The following is a 20,410-nucleotide window of genomic DNA, read 5'->3' as shown; positions in this document are numbered from 1 at the left end:
AAGTTTTATACGCTCGTTGCTTTTTTGTATCGCAGTTTTCGACTAATATCATCCATCAAGGTATAAACCACAGGAATAACGACAAGACTTAAGAAAGTAGATGTTACAAGACCGCCAAGCACTGCTGCTGCCATCGGACGGCGAAAGGTTGGGTCGCCATCACCAAAGCCTGCCACAAGCGGCAACATTCCTGCACCCATAGCAATACTTGTCATCATGATGGGTCTTGCTCTTTTGCGACACGCATCAATAATCGCCTCAAACTGTGACTTGCCATCGTTTTGGGCGATGATGGCATAATCCACCAATAAAATGGAATTTTTGGTAGCAATCCCCATCAACATGATAAAGCCAATCATCGATGGCATAGATAGGCTACTGCCTGTTATGAGTAGTCCGACAAATGCACCACCCACAGATAAAGGCAATGCCACCAAGATGGTAAACGGTTGCAATACTCGGTGAAACAGCAGCATTAACACCCCAAAAATGCACAGCACCCCAACGCCCATCGCCAAAACAAAGCCGCCAAACAGCTCATTCATGCTTTCAGCTTGACCTTCTTCAATAATCGTAATACTGCTTGGCAGATTGACCAAAGTTGGGCTTGCTTTAACGCTTGCCACAAGCTCGCCTAGTGGCATATCGCCATCAACTGTAATTTTTACCGAACGCTCTTCATCAAAGCGGTGAATCTGGGCATCACCTGCACCAAACTCAAAGCGTGCCACATCATCTGCTGTGACGCTTGCCTGTCCTGAGCTAGGCAGATATAGCTTGGCAAGTGTCTCAATGCTTTGCTTATCTTCATCAGGCAGTCGCACACTGATGGGAATCTGACGGGTGTCTAAATTTAACTTAGGTAATGCCTGCTCATAATCACCAACGGTAGCGACACGCAGCGTATCTGCTAAATCCTTTGTCGTTACTGCTTTTTCTGCCATGCTTAAGCGGTCAGGATAAACGTTAATTTGGGGCTTAGGTAATGACTCATTGGTTGTGATAGTTACCCCATCAATGGCATGAATTTCATTAACCACTGCCCGAACTGTCTCGGACAGTCTTTGCCAATCATGACTGGTTAAAGAAAATGAATAACCAGTCTCACCGCCTGAGCTCATTCCCACCTTAAATCTTGCACCTGCGATGTTTTGTAGTGCCGTACTGATTTTATGCTCTACATCCGACTTAAATGGACGCTCACCCCTAGGATTAAGCGATACATCAAGCGTAGCGATATTAACCGATCCTGCAGATGCACTTCGTGAATCCATACCACCGGCCGCTGTACCCACAGCCGCAAATACCGAATCCACGCCATCTAACTGCCCGATAACATCACTTGCCATGCCAACAATCTTAACCGTATCATCTAAGCTGGCATCAGGCGTAAGCTCAATCGTAACTTGTGTTTGGTTAATGTCGTTATCAGGAATAAATCCTGTCGGTAGTAATGATGACAAAGACAGCGAGCCGATAAATAATACCACCGTTACAGCAAGCGTCACTGCACGATGGCGTAATGCCCATTTAACTAGGCGAATGTACCATGTCATTGTCTGACTATGTTTTTCTGCTGCTTTTTTCTCAGGTTTTAGGATATAAGCTGCCATCATTGGCGTGATTAGCCTTGCTACAAGCAATGAGATAAAAACGCTTATCGCCGCTGTCCAGCCAAACTGTGAGAAAAACTGCCCCACAACGCCATTCATAAAAGCCGTTGGCAAGAACACAGCAATCAGCGTAAAGGTTGTGGCAATCACCGCAAGCCCAATCTCGTTTGCCGCTTCCATAGCTGCCTCATAAGGCGTTTTACCAAGTCTAAGATGGCGAATGATATTTTCTACTTCCACAATCGCATCATCAACAAGCACCCCAATCACAAGCGATAAAGCAAGAAGAGAAATGACATTTAGGCTAAAGTTAAACCAATACATCGCCAAAAATGTCGGGATAATGGATAAAGGCAATGCCATCGCCGTCACGAAGGTTGCTCGCCAATTACGCAAAAACAACCATACAACCACCACTGCCAAGATACAGCCTTCAATCAGCATCTGCATAGATGCTTTATAATCGTCATAGATGGGCTTGGCGTGGTCGTAAATCTTATCAATGGTGATGTGTGGATTTTGTTTGGTAATTTTATCAAGCTCAGCATCGATAAGCTCCACCATCGCCACCTCGCTAGCACCACGAGAGCGAGTTATGTTAAAGGCGACAACAGGCTTATTATCTAAAAGTGCCGTACTAGTCTCGTCCGCCTTACCGTCATACACATCAGCGACATCGGCTAGTCTTGCTGTGCCATGCGGTGTGCTAATTTGTAAGTTTTGTAGTTCATGAATGCTATCAGACGCCCCTAAAATACGTATGGTTTGCGTCTGACCGCCCACTTTAGCTTCACCGCCAGACGCGTCCTGCCATAAGGCGTATACTTGCTGAGATAAGCTGGTAATTGGCATTTGCCAACCGCCTAATTTATCAGCATCAGCAGCGACGATAATTTGGCGTTCAATACCGCCAATGCGAGCAATTTTTCCCACGCCATCAAGATTTGACAATCGTCTAGATAAGGCATCATCCACCCACCAAGACAGTTGGGCATTATCCATTTGGCTTGAAGATACAGAATAGCTAACCACAGGAAAGCCTGCGGTGGATACTTTGGAGATAATCGGTTCTTGGGCAGCGGCAGGCAGGTCGCCACGCACTTCACTGACCGCTGAACGCACGTCATCCACCGCTTCTTGGACGTCTTTTTCAAGGACAAATTCACCATGAATGGTTACCGCTCCTGTCTGCAAGGTGGTGCGGACGTGTTTTATCCCCTCAATTTTTGATAAGCTGTTTTCTACTTTTTTGGCAATGTCATTTTCTAGCTGAGCAGGTGCAGCTCCTGGCATGGGAATGGTAACAATCACCCCCGGCAAGTCAATATCAGGAAATTGCTGAATCTTACTGTTTTTAAAGCCGAGAATGCCGCCAAGCGTCAGCAAAGTAAATAATAAAATCGCAACAAGTGGATTTTTAATAGAATAAGCAGAAAAATTCATCACAGCCCCGCATCTATGGCGGATGTCTCAGCTGACTGGGATAAAACACCCACCACACGCACTGTATCGCCATCTCGCAAGAAATTACCGCCTTGGGCGATTAGTAACGTATTTGCATCTAGGTTTGTCGCCACATATATCCCACTTCGGCTACTGATGTTAATTCTAGTCTTGTGAGCGGTATAAAAATCATCTGCTTTATGCTCTAGCACCCACACATAATCATAGCCATCTTGGGTACTGACAAGGCGAGCAGGAATGGCAAGTAATGTCTTTTGTGATGCCGCAAATTTCCCCGAAACAAACATTCCTGCTGTCAGACGGTTATCCTTAGGTAAGGTGACATGAACCGTAAGTTCACGATTATCATTCGCCGTAGGAGAGATACGATCGATCACCCCTGTGATGGGACGCCCTGCCTTAGGTCTATCTAAGGTGGCAGATTGCCCAGCGGTCAGCTCATTTGCTTTATCTGCAGGCACATTGGCTTGCCATTCTAAGACGCCATCTTTGATAATAGTAAATAATGGAGCACCTGTTACAACCATACCAACTTCAGCAGCTTTTTCACTGATAATACCTGATATGGGAGCGACAACTAGGCTATTATTTTGGGCATTTTTGGCAAGATTCACTTCAGCGGTTGCTGCTTGTACGTCCAGCTGTGCTTGGGTTTTGGCAGTGCGATAGCCGTCATACTGCTCACGACTGATGGCATCAATTTGAATTAAAGGCTCAACACGGCTTAAATCGCTTGTGGCTTTAGCAAGGGCAGCTTTGGCTTTTTGAAGGTTGGCATTGGCAGATAAGATATTTTGGGCAGAAGTATGGTCATCAAGCTTAGCAAGCGTCTGTCCTGCCTTGACATAATCACCCTCTTTGACCATGACTTGTTCCACCGCCACGCCACTAATACGCGTGCCAACTGTCGCCTCATCACGCCCTGTGATGGTGCCACTAGCACTGACGTATTCATCAAGTGGCCGATATTCTGGACGTAAGGCATTCACCGTCATCACCGCAGAATTAGAATTTTTGGCACTAATGTCATCTTGCTTGGTGTGGCTAGAGATATCATCTACCTGACTTCCTAATCGCCCAATCATAATACCAATCAGCAGTAATAATCCACCAACCACCACCCAAATGATGTGTTTTTTTACCCCTTTCATCAAGCCTCACCTGTTGCCAAAATATTTTTATTGTAACCTTATTGTTGATTTGGTTATGTAAGATTTTTGTAAAGCACCCCACAAAAAAAAGACTTACCGCAGATGCCAAGCGAAATAGACCCACAAGATAGATGCCTTGCACTGATTGTGCAACAAACCCACCATACATGATGGTGGGTTTTGTATACTACGTGATTAGGGCGTGTTGATATTGCCTGTTTTTAATTAAAAATACGGACGAAAAACAAGAGCCATCACACGTTTTTTTAGTGGTAAATTTTGCAAATAATGTGAAAATATTCAGCAAAAAATTTTGACGATAAAAACCAAACTTAGCCATTTTTCAATAAATGTTTTATTACCACTAAGACATTTACATTTTGTATCGTACTATAAAAGTGCCAACACCCCACTAGATCAGCTCATTTACCGCTTGGATAACCGCCTCACTTGTGATGCCAAAATGCTTAAACAAGTCTTTGGCAGGAGCAGATTCACCGAAGCTTGTCATGCCAATCACTTTACCGTCTAAGCCGATAAACTTATACCAATAATCAGCAATCCCCGCTTCAACGGCGACACGAGCACGCACATTTGGCGGTAGCACACCTTCAATATAGTCTTTATCTTGCTTTATAAAAATCTCAGCACAAGGCATAGATACCACACGCACGCCCACGCCCGCTTGGCTTAGCTCATCATAGGCAGTCATCGCAAGCTCTACTTCAGAACCTGTAGCAATGATAATCGCTTGCAACTCACTTTTTTCTTTGGCAAGCACATAAGCACCTTTTTCGATGTCTGCAATTTGCTCATCAGTGCGAGCTTGGAACGCTAGATTTTGACGAGATAAAATCAGCGATGTTGGTGCATTTTTAGTTTTTAGTGCCATTTTCCATGCCACCGCCGTCTCAACAGTGTCACATGGTCGCCATGTAAAGTGGTTTGGCGTGTAACGCAGACTTGCTACTTGCTCGACAGGCTGATGTGTCGGACCATCTTCACCAAGCCCAATACTATCATGCGTATAGACATTAATCACACGCTGCTTCATCAAAGCTGACATTCTCACCGCATTACGGGCGTATTCCATAAACATCAAAAATGTCGCTGTATAAGGAATAAAACCACCATGCAATGCTACGCCGTTGGCAATCGCTGTCATCGCAAATTCACGCACACCATAATGCACATAGTTACCGCCTGCATGGTCTTGTACGCCTTTAGCTCCATTCCATAGAGTTAAATTCGACCCTGCCAAGTCAGCACTACCACCTAGGACCTCTGGTAAATGTGGTAAAAGACTTGCGATGGTGTTTTGACTGGCTTTACGACTGGCGATACTTTCACCCTTATCATTACAAGCTTTAATAAAGTCGCTCGTTAGTTGCTCAAAGTCGCTTGGCAAGTCGCCGCTTAGACGACGTTGTAATTCTGCTGCTTCACTTGGGTATTTGGTCTGATAGTCAGCAAACTTGGCATTCCACTCACTTTCAGCACGTTGCCCTTTAGCTGTCATATCCCATGCTTGATAAATCTCATCATCAATAACAAACGGCTCGCTATTTGCCCAACCAAGCGTCTCACGCACCAAGGTGATTTCATCCATGCCAAGCGGAGCACCGTGGCAGTCTTCTTTGCCTTGTTTGTTTGGCGAACCTAGACCGATGACTGTTTTACAGATGATAAGTGTGGGCTTGTTAGTTTCAGCTTGGGCTTGTTTGGTGGCTTGGCGAATGGCATTTTGATCATGCCCATCTACCTTAATCACTTGCCAGTTATAGCTCTCAAAGCGTTTGGCGGTATCATCACTAAACCACCCTTCTACCTCGCCATCAATCGAGATGCCATTATCGTCATAATAAACGATAAGCTTGCCAAGCCCTAGCGTGCCTGCCAAAGAACAAGCCTCATGACTAATACCCTCCATTAAACAGCCATCACCTAAAAAGCAGTAAGTATAATGATCGATAATAGCATTATCAGGCTTGTTAAATTGCCCTGCCAAAGTCTTTTCTGCCAAGGCAAAACCCACCGCATTGGCGATACCTTGTCCCAAAGGACCTGTCGTCGTCTCAATGCCATCAGCATAGCCAAACTCTGGATGTCCTGCAGTCTTAGCATGTAGCTGACGGAAGTTTTTGATGTCATCAATCGTCAAATCATAGCCTGACAAATGTAACAATGAATAAAGTAGCATAGAACCATGTCCATTTGATAAGACAAAACGGTCTCTATTTGCCCATTTGGCATTTTTTGGATTATGCTTTAAAAATTCACGCCACAATACATCAGCGATGTCTGCCATGCCCATTGGTGCACCTGGGTGTCCTGAGTTGGCTTTTTGCACCGCATCCATAGCTAGGATACGAATGGCATTGGCTGTTCTACGATTTTGAATTTGAGTTGGCATAAAGCTACCTTTTTTGGGGTTTAATTTTGGGTTAAAAAATATCAATAAACGTGAGCCTATCACTCACAAGTCCTACGGCATGTATAAAAAACTGGCTAGGCTGCACCTAATTTAAGTCTTATCAATCAAAGATACACTTTAAATCTACATATTAATAAAATCTGGCGACATACCTAAAAAAGTATCTCTGGCTGTATTACCCACTAAATTTGTGGTAAATACATCTAGCCCACCACTAACCACGCCACCTATAATCGGCACCATCTTAGTCAGATTAATCACGCCTTTCTCGCCTGCTTTAGTTACAAGCCTAAATCCAACGGCTTTATTAATCTGCTTTAAACTTTCTGTTGTGATGTTTTTTGCAATGTAGTTTTGAGCAGTTTTTGTGGCAAGGGTTACGCTTGTGTCTTTGATAAATTCAGTCACCCCTTGACCAAGCAAACATATAAAAACCAACGTTTTTACCTTGTCATGATGAATATCAAAGCCTGCCATGTGAGCGATTGCCGCTACCATGCGAATTTGCACATACAGTGTGGAGACGATATTCATGGGCAGTGCTACAGGTAGCGTAATCATGCCGCCCATACCACTTAAAAATCCTGCACCGCCCGCTTTCGTATTTTGCCAACGTATCAAGGCATTTATTCTGTCTTCTAAAGAACCTGATTGCTTTAGATAATCATCGCCCAGCTCTTTGGCAGAACCCATACTTGCCACGCCATTGACAGCTTTATCATAGCTCCACTCTAGCACTTCTTGCATGAGTTCTGCACTAATTAGTCTGCTCATCATTGCCACCTAGATTGCAATTCATCACAACTTAAGCCTAACCAATCACCGTTAAACCACCTAAATACGGCTGCAACACACTTGGTACATTAACTGTGCCGTCAGCGTTTTGATGGTTTTCCATGATGGCAAGTAAGGTACGTCCCACCGCAAGCCCTGAGCCATTTAGTGTATGCACAAGCTCGGTTTTCTTACCATTTTTGGTGCGTGCAGACATTCGGCGAGCCTGAAAATCACCGCAGTTAGAACAGCTACTAATCTCACGATACGTCTGCTGGCTAGGTAGCCACACTTCAATATCGTAAGTTTTGGTGGCAGAAAAACCCATATCCCCTGTACAAAGCTGTACCACACGGTATGGTAACTCTAATGCCTGCAAGATACTCTCAGCTTGAGCAGTCATCTCGTCTAAAGCTTGCATGGAGTTTTCGGCTTTAACCACTTGCACCATTTCTACCTTTTCAAATTGGTGCTGGCGAATCAGCCCACGAGTATCTCGCCCTGCACTCCCCGCTTCACTTCTAAAGCACGGCGTATGGGCAGTAAGCTTGATTGGCAAGCTCTTATCATCAATAATCGTATCACGCACAGTGTTGGTTAGCGGCACTTCAGAAGTTGGAATTAGATAGTAATTATCGCCAACTTTAAATAAATCTTCTTCAAACTTTGGCAACTGTCCTGTGCCTTTTAAGCTGTCTGAATTGACGATATAAGGTACATACATTTCGGTAAATCCCGCCTTAGTATGAGTATCAAGCATAAAGGCAATCAAGGCACGGTTTAGCTTAGCAAGCTGACCTTTAAGCACGCTAAAGCGAGAACCTGTAAGCTTAGCAGCCATCTCAAAATCAAGCATGCCAAGCCCTTCGCCAATGTCAGTATGATCCTTAATCTCAAAATCAAAGTGGCGTGGCGCACCCCATTTACGCACTTCCACATTATCATCTTCATCATTGCCCACTGGCACATCATCAGCAGGCAAATTTGGAATGGCTAGGCTTTGTGCCATAATGGTGGCTTGTAATTCACGCAATCGAACTTCTGCTTGCTTCATCTGCTCACTCACCGCTTCCATTTCTGTAAGCAATTCGTCAGCACTTTCGCCTTGGCGTTTTAGCTCGCCGATTTTTTTTGCACCAGCGTTTTTTTGAGCTTGCAGATTTTCAGTTTCCACTTGAAGCTGTTTACGCTGAGCTTCTAAATCCTGCCAAAATGCCACATCCAGTGCGTAACCACGGGTCGCAAGGCGTGCTTGTAAGTCTTGTAAATCGCCACGCAATAATTTTGGGTCAAGCATACCGTTTCCTAAAATCGTTCTAATTAGTTAAAAATTTGTGTTTATGATACCAAATTTTGCCACATTTTTCAGCTATGAATATTAAGTTTTGCTGTTTTTGCAGAAATAATTTACATAAAATATGAATAAAATGTCATTTGCAGAGCGTTTTGTGCAAGTTTTGGTTTATTTTTTGTGCCAAAATCGGTAATATAGGGAGACTTTTCTAACATTGATTATTTTCTTGGATTATTATGTCAAAAGCACTCTATCCGTACACCCTAAAGCCTGTCATGCTAAACCTAACCGAAGATGAGTTCAAGGCAGCCCAATTAGAACTGTTTGAAAAAGGTGCACAGCAAGCAGGGCTAAAGTCTGTCCGCACAAAAGAATGGATAATCTTAGGCGTGGTGGTGGTCGCAGCGATTTTTGGCCTAGTGTTCGTCAGTGGCTATTCAACGATTATTTTTTGGTTAATGCTTGTGCTTGCAGCATTATATTTAGTCGTTCGTACGCTTGGATTAAAATGGTACATGAGACGTGAATACGAAAAACAAACGGCAAGTGTTACCATGCCAAAAGAGCTAGAGCAAGTCGGTCTTGGCGTGCAGTCGCATGGCATCATCATGAGTATGCCAACCCCTGCTCATATCCTAAACCAATCCCAAATGCGTGGTATGCAAATGCGTACTGCAGCTACACAGTCAGCAGTTATCCCTTGGCATGCTGTCACCAGCTGGGATGAGACGGCAGATTATTTGTTTGTGATGTTTGAGCTAAAAGGTCAAAAGGGCAGCCAAATTATCCCAAAACGCCTAAATACTCAAGGCTTTCCAATGGATACCATCAAAAAACACCTTAGTCAAACAAAGCCAAAAGGTCTAGAGTCTATGACTCAAACTACGCCTTAATCTAATCTGAAATAAAATACCCCAAGCGAATTTAAGCCACTTGGGGTATTTTGCTAAGCCATAACTGTCTTAATCTAGACTAAGATGGTATAAGATGGCAACTAATACTTTAATTCGATAATTTCAATCCAATAACCGTCAGGATCTTTGATAAAGGCGATGTCTTTCATACTGCCTTCTTCAGGACGCTTTTGGAATACGACGTTATTTTCATCAAACCACGCCACCGCTTTTGCCAAGTCTGGCACGCTAAAACAAATATGCCCAAAACCACGGGGCTCACTGTTGCCATCATGATAGCTGACAGTATCATCATTTTCTGTACCATAATTATGCGTCAGCTCAAGAATACTGCGTTGACGTGAAACATAGGCAGTTAAGTCTTTAGTGTTTGGTAGGTTATGACGCTCCTCTTCGGTGAGTCTTGCCAAGAAGTATAAATCAAATTTAGCATCAGGAAATTGACTGTGGCGAAGCAAGGTCATGCCAAGCACACCTGTATAAAACTCAAGCGACTTAACAGGGTCTTTAACGCGTAGCATGGTGTGATTAAATACAAAGCCTTCGCTTTGAACAGGAATATCCAACACTCCCTTTGCAGTTAGGGCGTTGTCAGGCTGAGAAATGCGTGTCATACATACTCCAAATTAGTGAATGATAGCTGTAAGTATAACACAGACAAGCTTATAACACTAACTAAAGAAATCCACTCGCCCTGTTGCCACATCATACTCAGCACCGATAATGGTTAGCATGCCTGCATTTACCATATCTTCTAAAATGCGTGAGCCGTGTCGCAACTGACTAACTGACATTCGCACATTAGCACGCACTGCACGGTCAATAAACTCGCCCATATCCATCTCACCATCAGACGCTGTGGCAATCTCGTGCAAGTTATAGACGCTTGGGCGGATACGATCAACAATGGATTGTAAATTTGGTGAATAATACTGCTCAGGGTTGGCTAATGCCTCAACACACGCTGTCACCGCTCCGCAATTTGAATGCCCAAGCACAACCACAAGCTGAGTGCCAAACTTCTCAGCAGCAAACTCAATAGAGCCTATCTGACTTGGTGCAACCACATTACCTGCAACACGAATCACAAAAAGCTCACCAAGCCCTTGATCAAAAATCAGCTCAACAGGCACACGTGCATCAGAACAGCCAAGGATAATCGCACTGGGTTTTTGCTCAGCGACAAGCGTTGGGGGTGGCACACTTAATGGTTTGGTGCTGGCTAGATTTGCCATATAACGAGCATTGCCCGCTTTTAAATTTGCCAGTACCGTCTGGGCGTCTAAATTATCTATCATTGGTCATTTACCCAAATCGACTGTGAGAGCCAGGGACGCTTGGTGTATTTGTATTCGGCTCTATCACAGGCTTTGATTTTTCTTCAGTTGGGGCAGTAGGATTTTCTGGCTTAGCTGCCTCTGCGTTAGGCTTATCCTTAGTTTTTTCTGGAGAAGTTGTAGGTTTTGGCTTGTCTTCTTTTGGTTTGGCTTGTGTGGCAACGTCTTCTATAACCGAAGTGATCGGTAAGTCAAGCTCAGTATTTGATGGAATCTCCAAATCCTCTGGCACTTCAATCGGAATTTCTTGTCTGGTCTGTTTTAGGGTAACTTGACGCTTTGTGCTTTTTGCATAATCAAGCACATCATCAAGCTGATAGTCATCGATAATATCCAAATAACGACTAACAGGCTGTACGCTTAAGGTTACTGACTTTGGTAATTTAAAATCATTAGATGTAAGTTTTGCTTTAGCAGCATTTTTGTCATCAAACTTGCCATAAACCAGCAGGTAACGTGGGGTCTTTTGTTCGTCTAAATAGCGAAAATACACAAAATCATCACGATCTTTACGCCCATTTAAGTAATCTGCAACAACTTCGTTTTTACTGACGTTCATAACTTCGATGACGTATTTGTTTTTAATTTTTTCAAAATATCGCTTATCTTTAAATTCAATCGGATAATTTCTAAGGTCTCGTACTAAAGATGAAAGCTCAATCGGCTTTACATCCTTTGACAACTCATCAAGTGAATCGATTCGTTCTGGCAATGTGAAATCTTGGGACGTTACTTGGGTTTCGGCAGTGGGTGTGGCAGTACTAGGGGTGGCACTCATTAGCCATAAAATAAGCCAAGCAACCAAAATCACCACCGCCATCACGAACCAATAAAAAGCTTGGCGACGAAAATAAACTGAACTTTGTTTAAAGTGATTTGTCATATTCATGCACCCACATACTCATCTACCGAACTTAGCACCGCCATCAACATCTCTGGCTCAAAATCTGCGGTAACAAACGCATCGCCAAGCGACCTTAACAGCACCAAGCGAATCTGCCCACGCTGAACTTTCTTATCATGCCCCATTAACGTTAGTGCATCATTAACATCAATCTTTGGTGGCACAATCGGTAGATTAAACGCTTGCAATAATCGAATCACACGACTCACCTCATCACGACTAATGAGTGCCATCTTATGCGACATCGCTAATGCCTGCACCATACCAACTGCAACTGCCTCACCATGTAGCCATGCTCCATATCCTTGATGGGTTTCAATGGCGTGTCCAAAAGTATGCCCAAAATTTAGCAAGGCTCGCTTTCCAGATTCTCTTTCATCCAAAGCGACAATCTTTGCCTTATAATCACAGCATCGATACACCATCTTGGCCAAAACATCACCATCATGAGCATTGATTTGCTCGGTATGCTCTTCAAGCCAATCTAAGAACGACACATCCATAATTAAGGCGTACTTCACCACCTCAGCAAGCCCAGCTGCAAACTCACGCTTTGGCAATGTCTGAAAGGTCGCCATATCTGCAAGCACCGCCATCGGCTGCCAAAAAGCCCCTATCATATTCTTGCCCAAAGCATGATTAATGCCTGTCTTACCACCTACTGACGAGTCTACTTGAGATAATAGCGTTGTTGGGACTTGGATAAAGTTCACACCACGCATAAAGCTTGCTGCTGCAAACCCTGTCATATCGCCGATAACACCGCCCCCTAACGCAATCAGCGTGCAATCTCTAGCAAAATGCTCTTGCATTAGCACATCATAAATGCTGTTAATACTGTCTTGGTTCTTGAACGCCTCACCATCAGGTAAAATGCACGTCGCCACAGTATAATGTGCCTGCTCTAATGCCGTCTGAACGCCTGACAAATAAAGCGGTGCAATCGTTTCATTTGTGACGATAAGCACTTGCTTGCCCTTAATATAAGGCACAATCTGAGTGACTAAATCGATTTTATTTGCTTTACTTGCGGTAATAAAAATCGGATAATCGTGGCTTTGGGTATGGACGGTTAGCGTGGTTTGTTTCATAGTACTATCTTTTGTGGTGAAAATAGATGCTGTGCGTATCAGCATATTGTTGTAAAAAATCAAGCAACTCATTAATCATTTGCTTGGGATAGGCACGCCCTGTTGGCACAATAATATCAGCAACCTCTTGATATAATGGGCTGCGTTTTTGGTACAACTCTTCTAAGACTGCTCTGGGATTTTCAGACTGTAATAGCGGGCGGTTTTTGTCTTTTTTGGTACGCATAAGCTGTGTATCTACATTGGCATCAAGATAAATAACCAAGCCTTTTTTTAATAAATCTCGATTCTTGGCACGCCCAACAGCACCGCCACCTGTCGCCATAACAACATCGGTGCGTTCGGTCAGCTCTTGTAGTGCCTTAGTCTCTCTATCCCTAAAGCCTGCCTCGCCTTCTTTAGCAAAAATCCAAGGAATGTCAGCCCCTGTCTGCTCACTGATATACCAATCACAGTCCACAAATTCACGCCCCAGATGGCGTGCCAACAGCTTACCAATGGTGGTCTTTCCTGCCCCCATCGGCCCCACCAAGTACACAGGTGGTAAATGTTTGGCTAAATGCGTACTCGGTCTTTCTACGATCGTTTCTTCAATAATCGCCGATACATCATCATTCATTCTTTGCTCAATTACAAAATCAAAATAACCTATGATACAAGGTTTATGTAAATTTTACCAATCAAATTTTACCAAAAAAAATTCTGCCATACTCATCAATTCTTAGAGTATTCATTTACTTGACAAGCTTAGGCGTAATAAAAATCATCAACTCCTCTTTATCATCCATACGGCTTTCATTACGAAACAGTCCTCCTACGAGTGGCAAATCACCAAGAAAAGGAACTTTTTTAACGCCTTTTCCTTGCATATGGCGATACACACCGCCAAGCACGACAGTTTGCCCATCTTCAACTTGCACTCGTGTTTCTATAGAATCTTCTTGTATGGCAATACTACCAAGATTGGTAACAGGCGTGCCATTTTTAATGAGTAATTTTAGATTAATTTTACCATCAGGTGTAATGCTTGGTGTCGCCTCTAAGACAAGTGCTGCTTCTTTAAAGACCGAATTGGTTGCTCCTGAAGATGTCTCTTCTTGATAGGCAATTTGCATACCTGATGAGATGCGTGCAGTTTGCTTATCTGCGGTCAACACCTTTGGTGTGGATATCACCTCACCTCGGTTATCTGCTTGCATTGCAGACAGCTCAAGATCAAGCACGACATCAGACATATTTAAAATGCCAAATGCGATTCTACCAGCTGGATTTATCGCCCCAAGATTAACCGATAAATTATCAGGGCGATGTACGCCTCGCCTCATATAGTCTGTCGTTCGCATATCCCACAAGGTTGTCTGAGAGCCACCAACTTGCAGATTAGATTGATTAGATAAGATACCAAAATTCACCCCAAGCTCTCGGCTAAATTTATCAGACGCTGAGACAATCCTAGCCTCTATCATCACCTGATCAACAGGTACATCAATATATGCCAATACATCATGGATATCTGCTAGATTATCCGCTGTGTCTTTAATGATAAGCGTATTTGTACGCGTATCGACCCCAAGCGTGCCACGTGCTGATAATAGCCCTGCTTGTGCCTGCGTGCCTGCCTTCTGTGAGCTTTCGCCTAAGATGATTTTTTGCACGTCTTTAATATCTGCATAATGCAAGCGAATGTATTCAGTTTGTAGTGGTAGCGTCTCTTCGTAGGCAGATTGGCTTTTTGATTTTTGAGCATTGATATCGGCAAGCTCATCGGCTGTCATGACTGCTAGTACGCCATTATTGGTGGTCTTAATCAAATTCTTGCTATCAAGCACGATACTTAAGGCTTGATCCCATGGTACATGATTAAGCTTTAAGGTGATGTTGCCTGCCACTTTATCGCTAACGATGATGTTGGTTTTGCCTACTGTCGCTAGGGCATTAATCACCGCTTGTACTGGCATATCATAAAAATCCACAGAAATACGATCGCCATGATATTGGGTATCGTGGTTCGTCTCGGCAGCTAAAGCAGACAAAGGAAGTACCAGCATGAATACGCCAAGTTTGTGCTTTATTTTTTGCCAAGTCGGCATTGCATTGATTAACTTTGTCATTATCTCCCCAAACTATTCACCTCAAAAGGCAAAACGATGGCTTCATCATTTGCTGATAGCAGCACCATCTGTTTTTGTGTGATGGCAGTAATTTTAGCTCGTTGCACGCCAAGATATTGCCCAACCGTTACAGCATATGCTCGCCCATTAGGCAACACCACCAATGCAATCATCTGACCGTCTTTTTGAAGATACCCTTGATAATGCAGTTCATGTAAATCATAGGACTGTAATGGATGTTGCGATAACACAGATGTGGCCTGATGGCTTGGCTTGGTTGGTTGATATGGCGTGCTTATCTTATGCTCAGATGCGGGCGTTGATGGTGGCTTATCAGCTTGAGTATCAAGCTTGGTATCAGTCTTAGCACTACTCTTAGTACGCACTAAGAACGGGGCGGCAAATAAATCGTTTGGCAAATTAAATGAACGCTTTGCTTGAATGGGTAAAATTATCTTTTCATCTTGCTGAACTGATAATAATGACACTGACGCAAGCTTTTGTTCAACGATGGCATCTTCATCGTTATTATTTGATAAATCACCACAGCCTAGCACTGCTGTAACACACCCGACCACCACCAGACATTGATATGCCAACCGTTTCATAAGACCTCCTTTTGAGACGTCTCATCAGGCAACTCTTCTTTAGCCTCGTAGGTTTTGATTTGCATGGTTAATTGCAATGTTGGTGTATCACCAAGACCTGCCTCATTTAGCATATCAAAATCATGCACTGTAATCAGCTCTGGCGTCTCTGATAATGTCATTAAAAATCGAGTAAGCTGATGATAGCTGCCTTTAATGGTTATCTGGAGTGGTTTTTCGGTATATAAAGGCGTATCAACACTCTCAGCCATCGCCACATCTACAGACGTCACGCCTGCAGCATTTGCCGCATCATGAATTCTTCCCATGATTTGCGTCATATTGACATGATAAGAAAGCTTGGCTAAGTCTGCAGAAAAGTTAGTACGCAGTTTGTCAAGCTGCTCTGTCTTGCCCCCCAAAGAAGCTGCCTGTGTATACTTAAGAGCGTACTCATCTAACAGCACTTCTTGTTGACGCTGTGTCGCTTCAATCTCAAGATACATGGGGTGAATCACCATAAACCATGCCAATACGAACACCGCCATAAATACCATTAGCAGTAGCGTAGCACGGATTTGCCAAGGTGATGAGCCAATATTATTTAAGGTGATGGTGTTTAACGCCTGCCATTTTTTAGCAAGGCGTGTACGGCGATCAAACCCATCTATTTTATGGTGTTGCATCTACACTGTCCGTTTTGCCTTTAGGCATATCCTTAAAAACCTTTGCTGTCATCACAAACTGCACCAGCTGACCGCCTGCGTGCTTTGCCCTTACATCGGCTGGAAGTGGCGTATCCACCAGTGCCGTTATCATGACATCGCTTAAAACATCGCCTTCTATTGCTTTAGCGAACATCGCAACCTGCTCGTTATTTTGGGCATAACCTGTGATATTTATCACGCCATCATCTTGGGATAATTGCCCCAAAAATATGCCAGTTGGTCTGTTTTTTGTCAGATGATCGAGCACCACAAGTAAAGAAAATCTCTTAGCAGTCAGACTGTTGATTAAAGCCATTTTATCTGATAAGTCGTTTTTTTGTTGTTGTAGTACGGCAACTTTAGCAATATCTTCATCAAGCTTGGTTATTTTGGCAGTAATTTTCTCATTTATGCGGTGGTGGTAATCTAGCTGACTTTTTAGGTACAGGCACGCTGCACCAACGATAGCAAGAGTAAGAATAACAGCCATCGCCATCATTTTTTTAAACTCTTTGTTTTGAAATTCTTTTCGCTCTTCACGCCAAGGCAGTAGGTTAATTTTAGCAATCATCGAACGCCCTTAATGCAAGCCCAAAAGGCACAAATAAACGCGCCAAATCTTTGGTTATTCTTGCCAAATCCACACGCTGACCTATCGCCATATCCGTTAGGGGATTTGCCACATAACAAGGTATGCCCTCTTGTTTTTTTATATCTTTAGCGATTTGCTCTAGCTGACGCTTACCGCCTGACAACATCACCACATCCACACGAACACCTGTTGCCATCTGATAGTGTTCTAGCATTGTGGCAATTTGTCCGCTCATATAACTGACATACGCATCATCAAGATCACAATCATCCGCTGCATTCGTTTGGCTAATTGGCATGTCCGTCAAGGCCTCAAAACTAATAACATAAGAAGATTTTTGCTCTGATGTGTCTGCTTGCTCTTGAAGCTTAGTCGGCTCTACCAACGCATGGTGACTAATATCTTTATCAGATAGCGTGCTACCCCAAGCGATCGTTGGCTGGATTGAATCTGTATAAAAGTCATCTACCTGCGATATGTCTTGGGATTTTTCAAAATCAGCCTTTAACGTCGTCTTAGCCTGCCAATACTCGCCACAAAAATATTCACGATGGTAGTCAAAACCCCCAAACTCATCTACACTTTTGATATCTGTCAAGTCTGCGACATAAAATCTGCTTTTATCCCAGCCAATATCAACCAACGCCACCACACGCCCCAAAAACTGCGATAAAACCAAGCTTAGTCCTCGTGCTAAGGCGTGGTCATAAACATCTACCACTTTAGCCTCTAAGCCAGCCTGTGCCAACACATCAAGCTGCCTTCCTAGCGAATCTTCACGGCAAATCACAAGTAAAACCTGCTTCATGCCGACATCATCAGACCCTGTAGCTGTAAAATCATACGCCACATCAGACAGCGGATAAGGGATATGCTGATGGGCATTCATGCAAATTTGCTCATCAATCTCATCATCGGTAAGTTCAGGGTGCATAGACAGCGTGCGACTTAGCGTTTCGGCAGTCGGCATACAGGTAATGGCTTTTCTAAAGGGGATTTTTGAGCGACTAATAATCTGCTGTAAAGCTATGGTAGCCTCATCTATACCGATGTCGTTGCCATCTTTGGCAGTCCCAGCTTTAGGGTAACTTTGGCTGTCATAACTTTGGCTATCATAATAAGACACATGGATGCGACTACGGTGTTTTTGCAATTGTAAAACAAATACAGCATCATCGCCAAAATGCACCGCCATCACATCAGACGCACAGTGCGATACGCCAAACAATCGCTTAAGCCAGTGCATCATCATCCACCTTAGGATACAGCCGTGGCAAGGATAAAATTTGATCCACCCAAGTATATTCTAAAGCATCTCGATCGCCCAAATATCGCTGATAAAAGCTAGAATTTAGCAATCCTGCCCCACCTTGACCAACTGCCCAAATGCTCGACATATAATCTTTGACAGTCATGCTACTGTGCTGCTCATCAAGATACTGCTGAGCGATAACAGACAAACGAGTCATCCGCTTTCGACGAATGCGGTATAGTTCTTTAAATTGAGTGTGCAATCTCGATGACACACTTGCAAGCCGCTCTTCAATATGATTAAAAATCATCGCACGCACAGGCAGACGCAGCTGCTGCAGCACCATACGCACAATTCCCGCTGCCGCACCATCATCGACATTATTCATGCAAAATAAGCGTTTTTCATGCTCGATGATGATTTGCAGTAGCAACTCATCTTTGCTGGCAAAGTGCTTATACAGCGTGCCTTTGGCTAAGTCTAAATGACAGGCTAAGCTATCTAGCGTTAAATTCCCTTCGCCAGATTCTAATAACAGCTGCTCTGCTGCCGCTAGTATGCTTTGCTCACGCTGCTCAAACTGCTGCTTTTTATTTATCATGGCTAATGCTAATATCAATGATGGCAGTCTTGTGTGCTGGTTGTCTAAGTTTATTACTATCCATCACTAACTCCAAACGCTCCATAAATCATCCTTGTTTTATCCGCCAAAAACTTGCATGCAAGCTTATTTTTTAGTCTTTTTTTTATAAAATTAAAGGGGGTTATTATAACAAACCTAACCGCTTAAATCATCGTTTATTTGGGCAAATATTTTTTTCTTGGATTGTGAATAAATGTTCACTTTTAATATATTTTAAGCTATAATAGATGAACTGGCTAAGCTGTGTGCATAAGCCAACCATTTAATTCTTTTTTGACTCATAGGAAACGACAATGAGTACCGAATCAAACCCAGATTTCCAAAACCCACCCATCAACTGGACGCCCGCCATCGTGCTACTATCCACGCCACTTATCGCTTTGGTGAGTGTGCCTTGGTATCTGTACACGCATGATGTGAACCCAGGCATCTGGACAGCTTTTGCTATTTTTATGGCGTGGACAGGTCTGTCTATTACTGCAGGCTACCACCGCTTGCTGGCACATAAGTCATACGAAGCACACCCTGCCGTAAAGTACTTTTTGTTATTTGGGGCAACATTAGCAGTCCAAAGCTCAGCTTTTGATTGGTGTTCTGGACATCGCTCTCATCACCGTCATGTGGATGATGAATACGAAGATCCCTACTCATCTCGTCGTGGTTTTTGGTTTAGCCATATTGACTGGATGCTACACAAATACCCAAGCGGTCAATACGACTATAAGAACATTCCTGACCTAAAACAAGACAAAATCTTATGCCTACAACATAAATATTATGGCATCTGGGTTATCTTAACCAATGCCATTGCCCTTAGCATCGTTGGATTATTAACAGGTGATATGCTTGGCTCATTCTTGATTGTAGGTTTGTTACGCCTTGTGCTGACACATCATTTCACCTTTTTTATCAACTCGCTATGCCATATGTTTGGTGCACGCCCTTATACTGATGACAATACCGCTCGTGATAACCCAATCTTAGCATTCTTTACTTGGGGTGAGGGTTATCACAACTATCACCACCATTTTCAATACGACTATCGTAATGGTGTAAAATGGTGGCAATATGACCCAACCAAATGGCTAATCATCGCCCTATCAAAAGTTGGACTTGCCAAAAACTTAAAACGTGTGGACAATCTCACCATTAAGCATGCAGAAGTTGCCATGCAGTTTAAGCGTGCCAACGAACGCATCGCAAAAGGCGACATGACATTCGATGACCGCTTACAAGCTCTCAAAGACCACGTGGCAGCAGAATACGACGCTTTTACCAAGACGGTAGAAGAATGGCACCAACTAAAAGCTAAAGCCATCGAGCTTAAACGCACCGAGTTTGCCAATCGCTTGCATGAAGCTGATGAACGCCTTAAAGATCAGTTTCTCCAAATTGAGCGTAAAATCTTAGAGCACAGCAAACGTATCCAAGATGCTAATATTAAGCTTCAAGGCAAAGCAAGTAACGCTTAAGCTTACATAACGCTTTAGATCCTAAAAACCCTGCTTTTTGCAGGGTTTTTTATATTTAGTTATTTGAGAG

At 43.4% G+C, this 20,410-nt stretch carries 18 protein-coding genes; 2 read left to right on the top strand and 16 right to left on the bottom strand.

Going from position 1 to position 20,410, the window contains the following annotated elements; genetic code table 11:
* Positions 1-5: 5 nt before the first annotated feature.
* The 5 genes from LU293_RS07170 to serS form a co-directional block, all read right to left on the bottom strand.
* Positions 6-3,056: an efflux RND transporter permease subunit gene (locus LU293_RS07170; protein WP_242746811.1), complete on the bottom strand. Its 3,051-nt coding sequence runs from the start codon at positions 3,054-3,056 to the stop codon at positions 6-8.
* Positions 3,056-4,228: an efflux RND transporter periplasmic adaptor subunit gene (locus LU293_RS07165; RefSeq protein WP_242746808.1), complete on the bottom strand. Its 1,173-nt coding sequence runs from the start codon at positions 4,226-4,228 to the stop codon at positions 3,056-3,058. The genes LU293_RS07170 and LU293_RS07165 overlap by 1 nt, the downstream gene beginning before the upstream one ends.
* A gap of 412 nt (positions 4,229-4,640) precedes the next feature.
* Positions 4,641-6,641 (bottom strand): transketolase, encoded by a 2,001-nt coding sequence (gene tkt, locus LU293_RS07160; RefSeq protein ID WP_242746806.1) that lies wholly within the window; start codon positions 6,639-6,641, stop codon positions 4,641-4,643.
* Between the two features lie 144 nt (positions 6,642-6,785).
* Positions 6,786-7,436, bottom strand: coding sequence for an EcsC family protein (locus LU293_RS07155; RefSeq protein WP_242746803.1), 651 nt, complete (start codon positions 7,434-7,436; stop codon positions 6,786-6,788).
* 37 nt (positions 7,437-7,473) lie between these two features.
* Complete coding sequence (serS, locus tag LU293_RS07150) at positions 7,474-8,733, bottom strand: serine--tRNA ligase (RefSeq protein WP_242746799.1); 1,260 nt, start codon at positions 8,731-8,733, stop codon at positions 7,474-7,476.
* A gap of 233 nt (positions 8,734-8,966) precedes the next feature.
* On the opposite strand from serS, the gene LU293_RS07145 reads away from it, so the two are divergent.
* Positions 8,967-9,623: a YcxB family protein gene (locus LU293_RS07145; RefSeq protein WP_242746797.1), complete on the top strand. Its 657-nt coding sequence runs from the start codon at positions 8,967-8,969 to the stop codon at positions 9,621-9,623.
* 101 nt (positions 9,624-9,724) lie between these two features.
* Here the strand turns inward: LU293_RS07145 and gloA are convergent, their stop codons facing one another.
* The 11 genes from gloA to LU293_RS07090 all read right to left on the bottom strand — a co-directional run bounded on the left by gloA (position 9,725) and on the right by LU293_RS07090 (position 18,826).
* Positions 9,725-10,258, bottom strand: a complete 534-nt coding sequence (gene gloA / locus LU293_RS07140) for a lactoylglutathione lyase (RefSeq protein ID WP_242746795.1) — start codon at positions 10,256-10,258, stop codon at positions 9,725-9,727.
* Positions 10,259-10,315: 57 nt separating this feature from the next.
* Complete coding sequence (locus tag LU293_RS07135; protein ID WP_375540326.1) at positions 10,316-10,942, bottom strand: carbonic anhydrase; 627 nt, start codon at positions 10,940-10,942, stop codon at positions 10,316-10,318.
* A gap of 7 nt (positions 10,943-10,949) precedes the next feature.
* Positions 10,950-11,864: a hypothetical protein gene (locus LU293_RS07130; RefSeq protein WP_242746793.1), complete on the bottom strand. Its 915-nt coding sequence runs from the start codon at positions 11,862-11,864 to the stop codon at positions 10,950-10,952.
* Between the two features lie 2 nt (positions 11,865-11,866).
* Positions 11,867-12,976: a 3-dehydroquinate synthase gene (gene aroB / locus LU293_RS07125; protein ID WP_242746791.1), complete on the bottom strand. Its 1,110-nt coding sequence runs from the start codon at positions 12,974-12,976 to the stop codon at positions 11,867-11,869.
* A 4-nt stretch (positions 12,977-12,980) separates the two neighbouring features.
* A complete protein-coding gene (locus LU293_RS07120) occupies positions 12,981-13,595 on the bottom strand; it encodes a shikimate kinase (protein WP_242746789.1) in 615 nt (204 codons plus the stop codon).
* 115 nt (positions 13,596-13,710) lie between these two features.
* Positions 13,711-15,087, bottom strand: coding sequence for a type IV pilus secretin PilQ (locus tag LU293_RS07115; protein WP_242746787.1), 1,377 nt, complete (start codon positions 15,085-15,087; stop codon positions 13,711-13,713).
* Positions 15,087-15,695: a pilus assembly protein PilP gene (locus LU293_RS07110; RefSeq protein WP_242746785.1), complete on the bottom strand. Its 609-nt coding sequence runs from the start codon at positions 15,693-15,695 to the stop codon at positions 15,087-15,089. Before LU293_RS07110 ends, LU293_RS07115 begins: the two co-directional genes overlap by 1 nt.
* The gene (locus LU293_RS07105; protein WP_242746783.1) at positions 15,692-16,360 is read right to left on the bottom strand and encodes a type IV pilus inner membrane component PilO; all 669 of its coding nucleotides are present in this window, start codon (positions 16,358-16,360) and stop codon (positions 15,692-15,694) included. The genes LU293_RS07110 and LU293_RS07105 overlap by 4 nt, the downstream gene beginning before the upstream one ends.
* The gene (locus LU293_RS07100) at positions 16,347-16,952 is read right to left on the bottom strand and encodes a PilN domain-containing protein (protein WP_242746781.1); all 606 of its coding nucleotides are present in this window, start codon (positions 16,950-16,952) and stop codon (positions 16,347-16,349) included. The genes LU293_RS07105 and LU293_RS07100 overlap by 14 nt, the downstream gene beginning before the upstream one ends.
* On the bottom strand, positions 16,942-18,222 hold the full coding sequence (gene pilM / locus LU293_RS07095; protein ID WP_242746777.1) for a type IV pilus biogenesis protein PilM: 1,281 nt from the start codon (positions 18,220-18,222) through the stop codon (positions 16,942-16,944). The genes LU293_RS07100 and pilM overlap by 11 nt, the downstream gene beginning before the upstream one ends.
* A complete protein-coding gene (locus LU293_RS07090) occupies positions 18,206-18,826 on the bottom strand; it encodes a TetR/AcrR family transcriptional regulator (RefSeq protein WP_311195307.1) in 621 nt (206 codons plus the stop codon). Before LU293_RS07090 ends, pilM begins: the two co-directional genes overlap by 17 nt.
* 335 nt (positions 18,827-19,161) lie before the next feature.
* Between LU293_RS07090 and LU293_RS07085 the strand changes: the two genes are divergently transcribed.
* On the top strand, positions 19,162-20,340 hold the full coding sequence (locus LU293_RS07085) for an acyl-CoA desaturase (RefSeq protein WP_242746773.1): 1,179 nt from the start codon (positions 19,162-19,164) through the stop codon (positions 20,338-20,340).
* The last annotated feature ends 70 nt before the right edge of the window (positions 20,341-20,410 follow it).

It is taken from the genome of Moraxella nasovis (assembly GCF_022701215.1).
In the GTDB taxonomy this organism is placed as follows: Bacteria; Pseudomonadota; Gammaproteobacteria; order Pseudomonadales; family Moraxellaceae; genus Moraxella; species Moraxella nasovis.
Note: the sequence above shows the minus strand (reverse complement) of the source record. Positions and strands in the feature narration are given on the sequence as shown.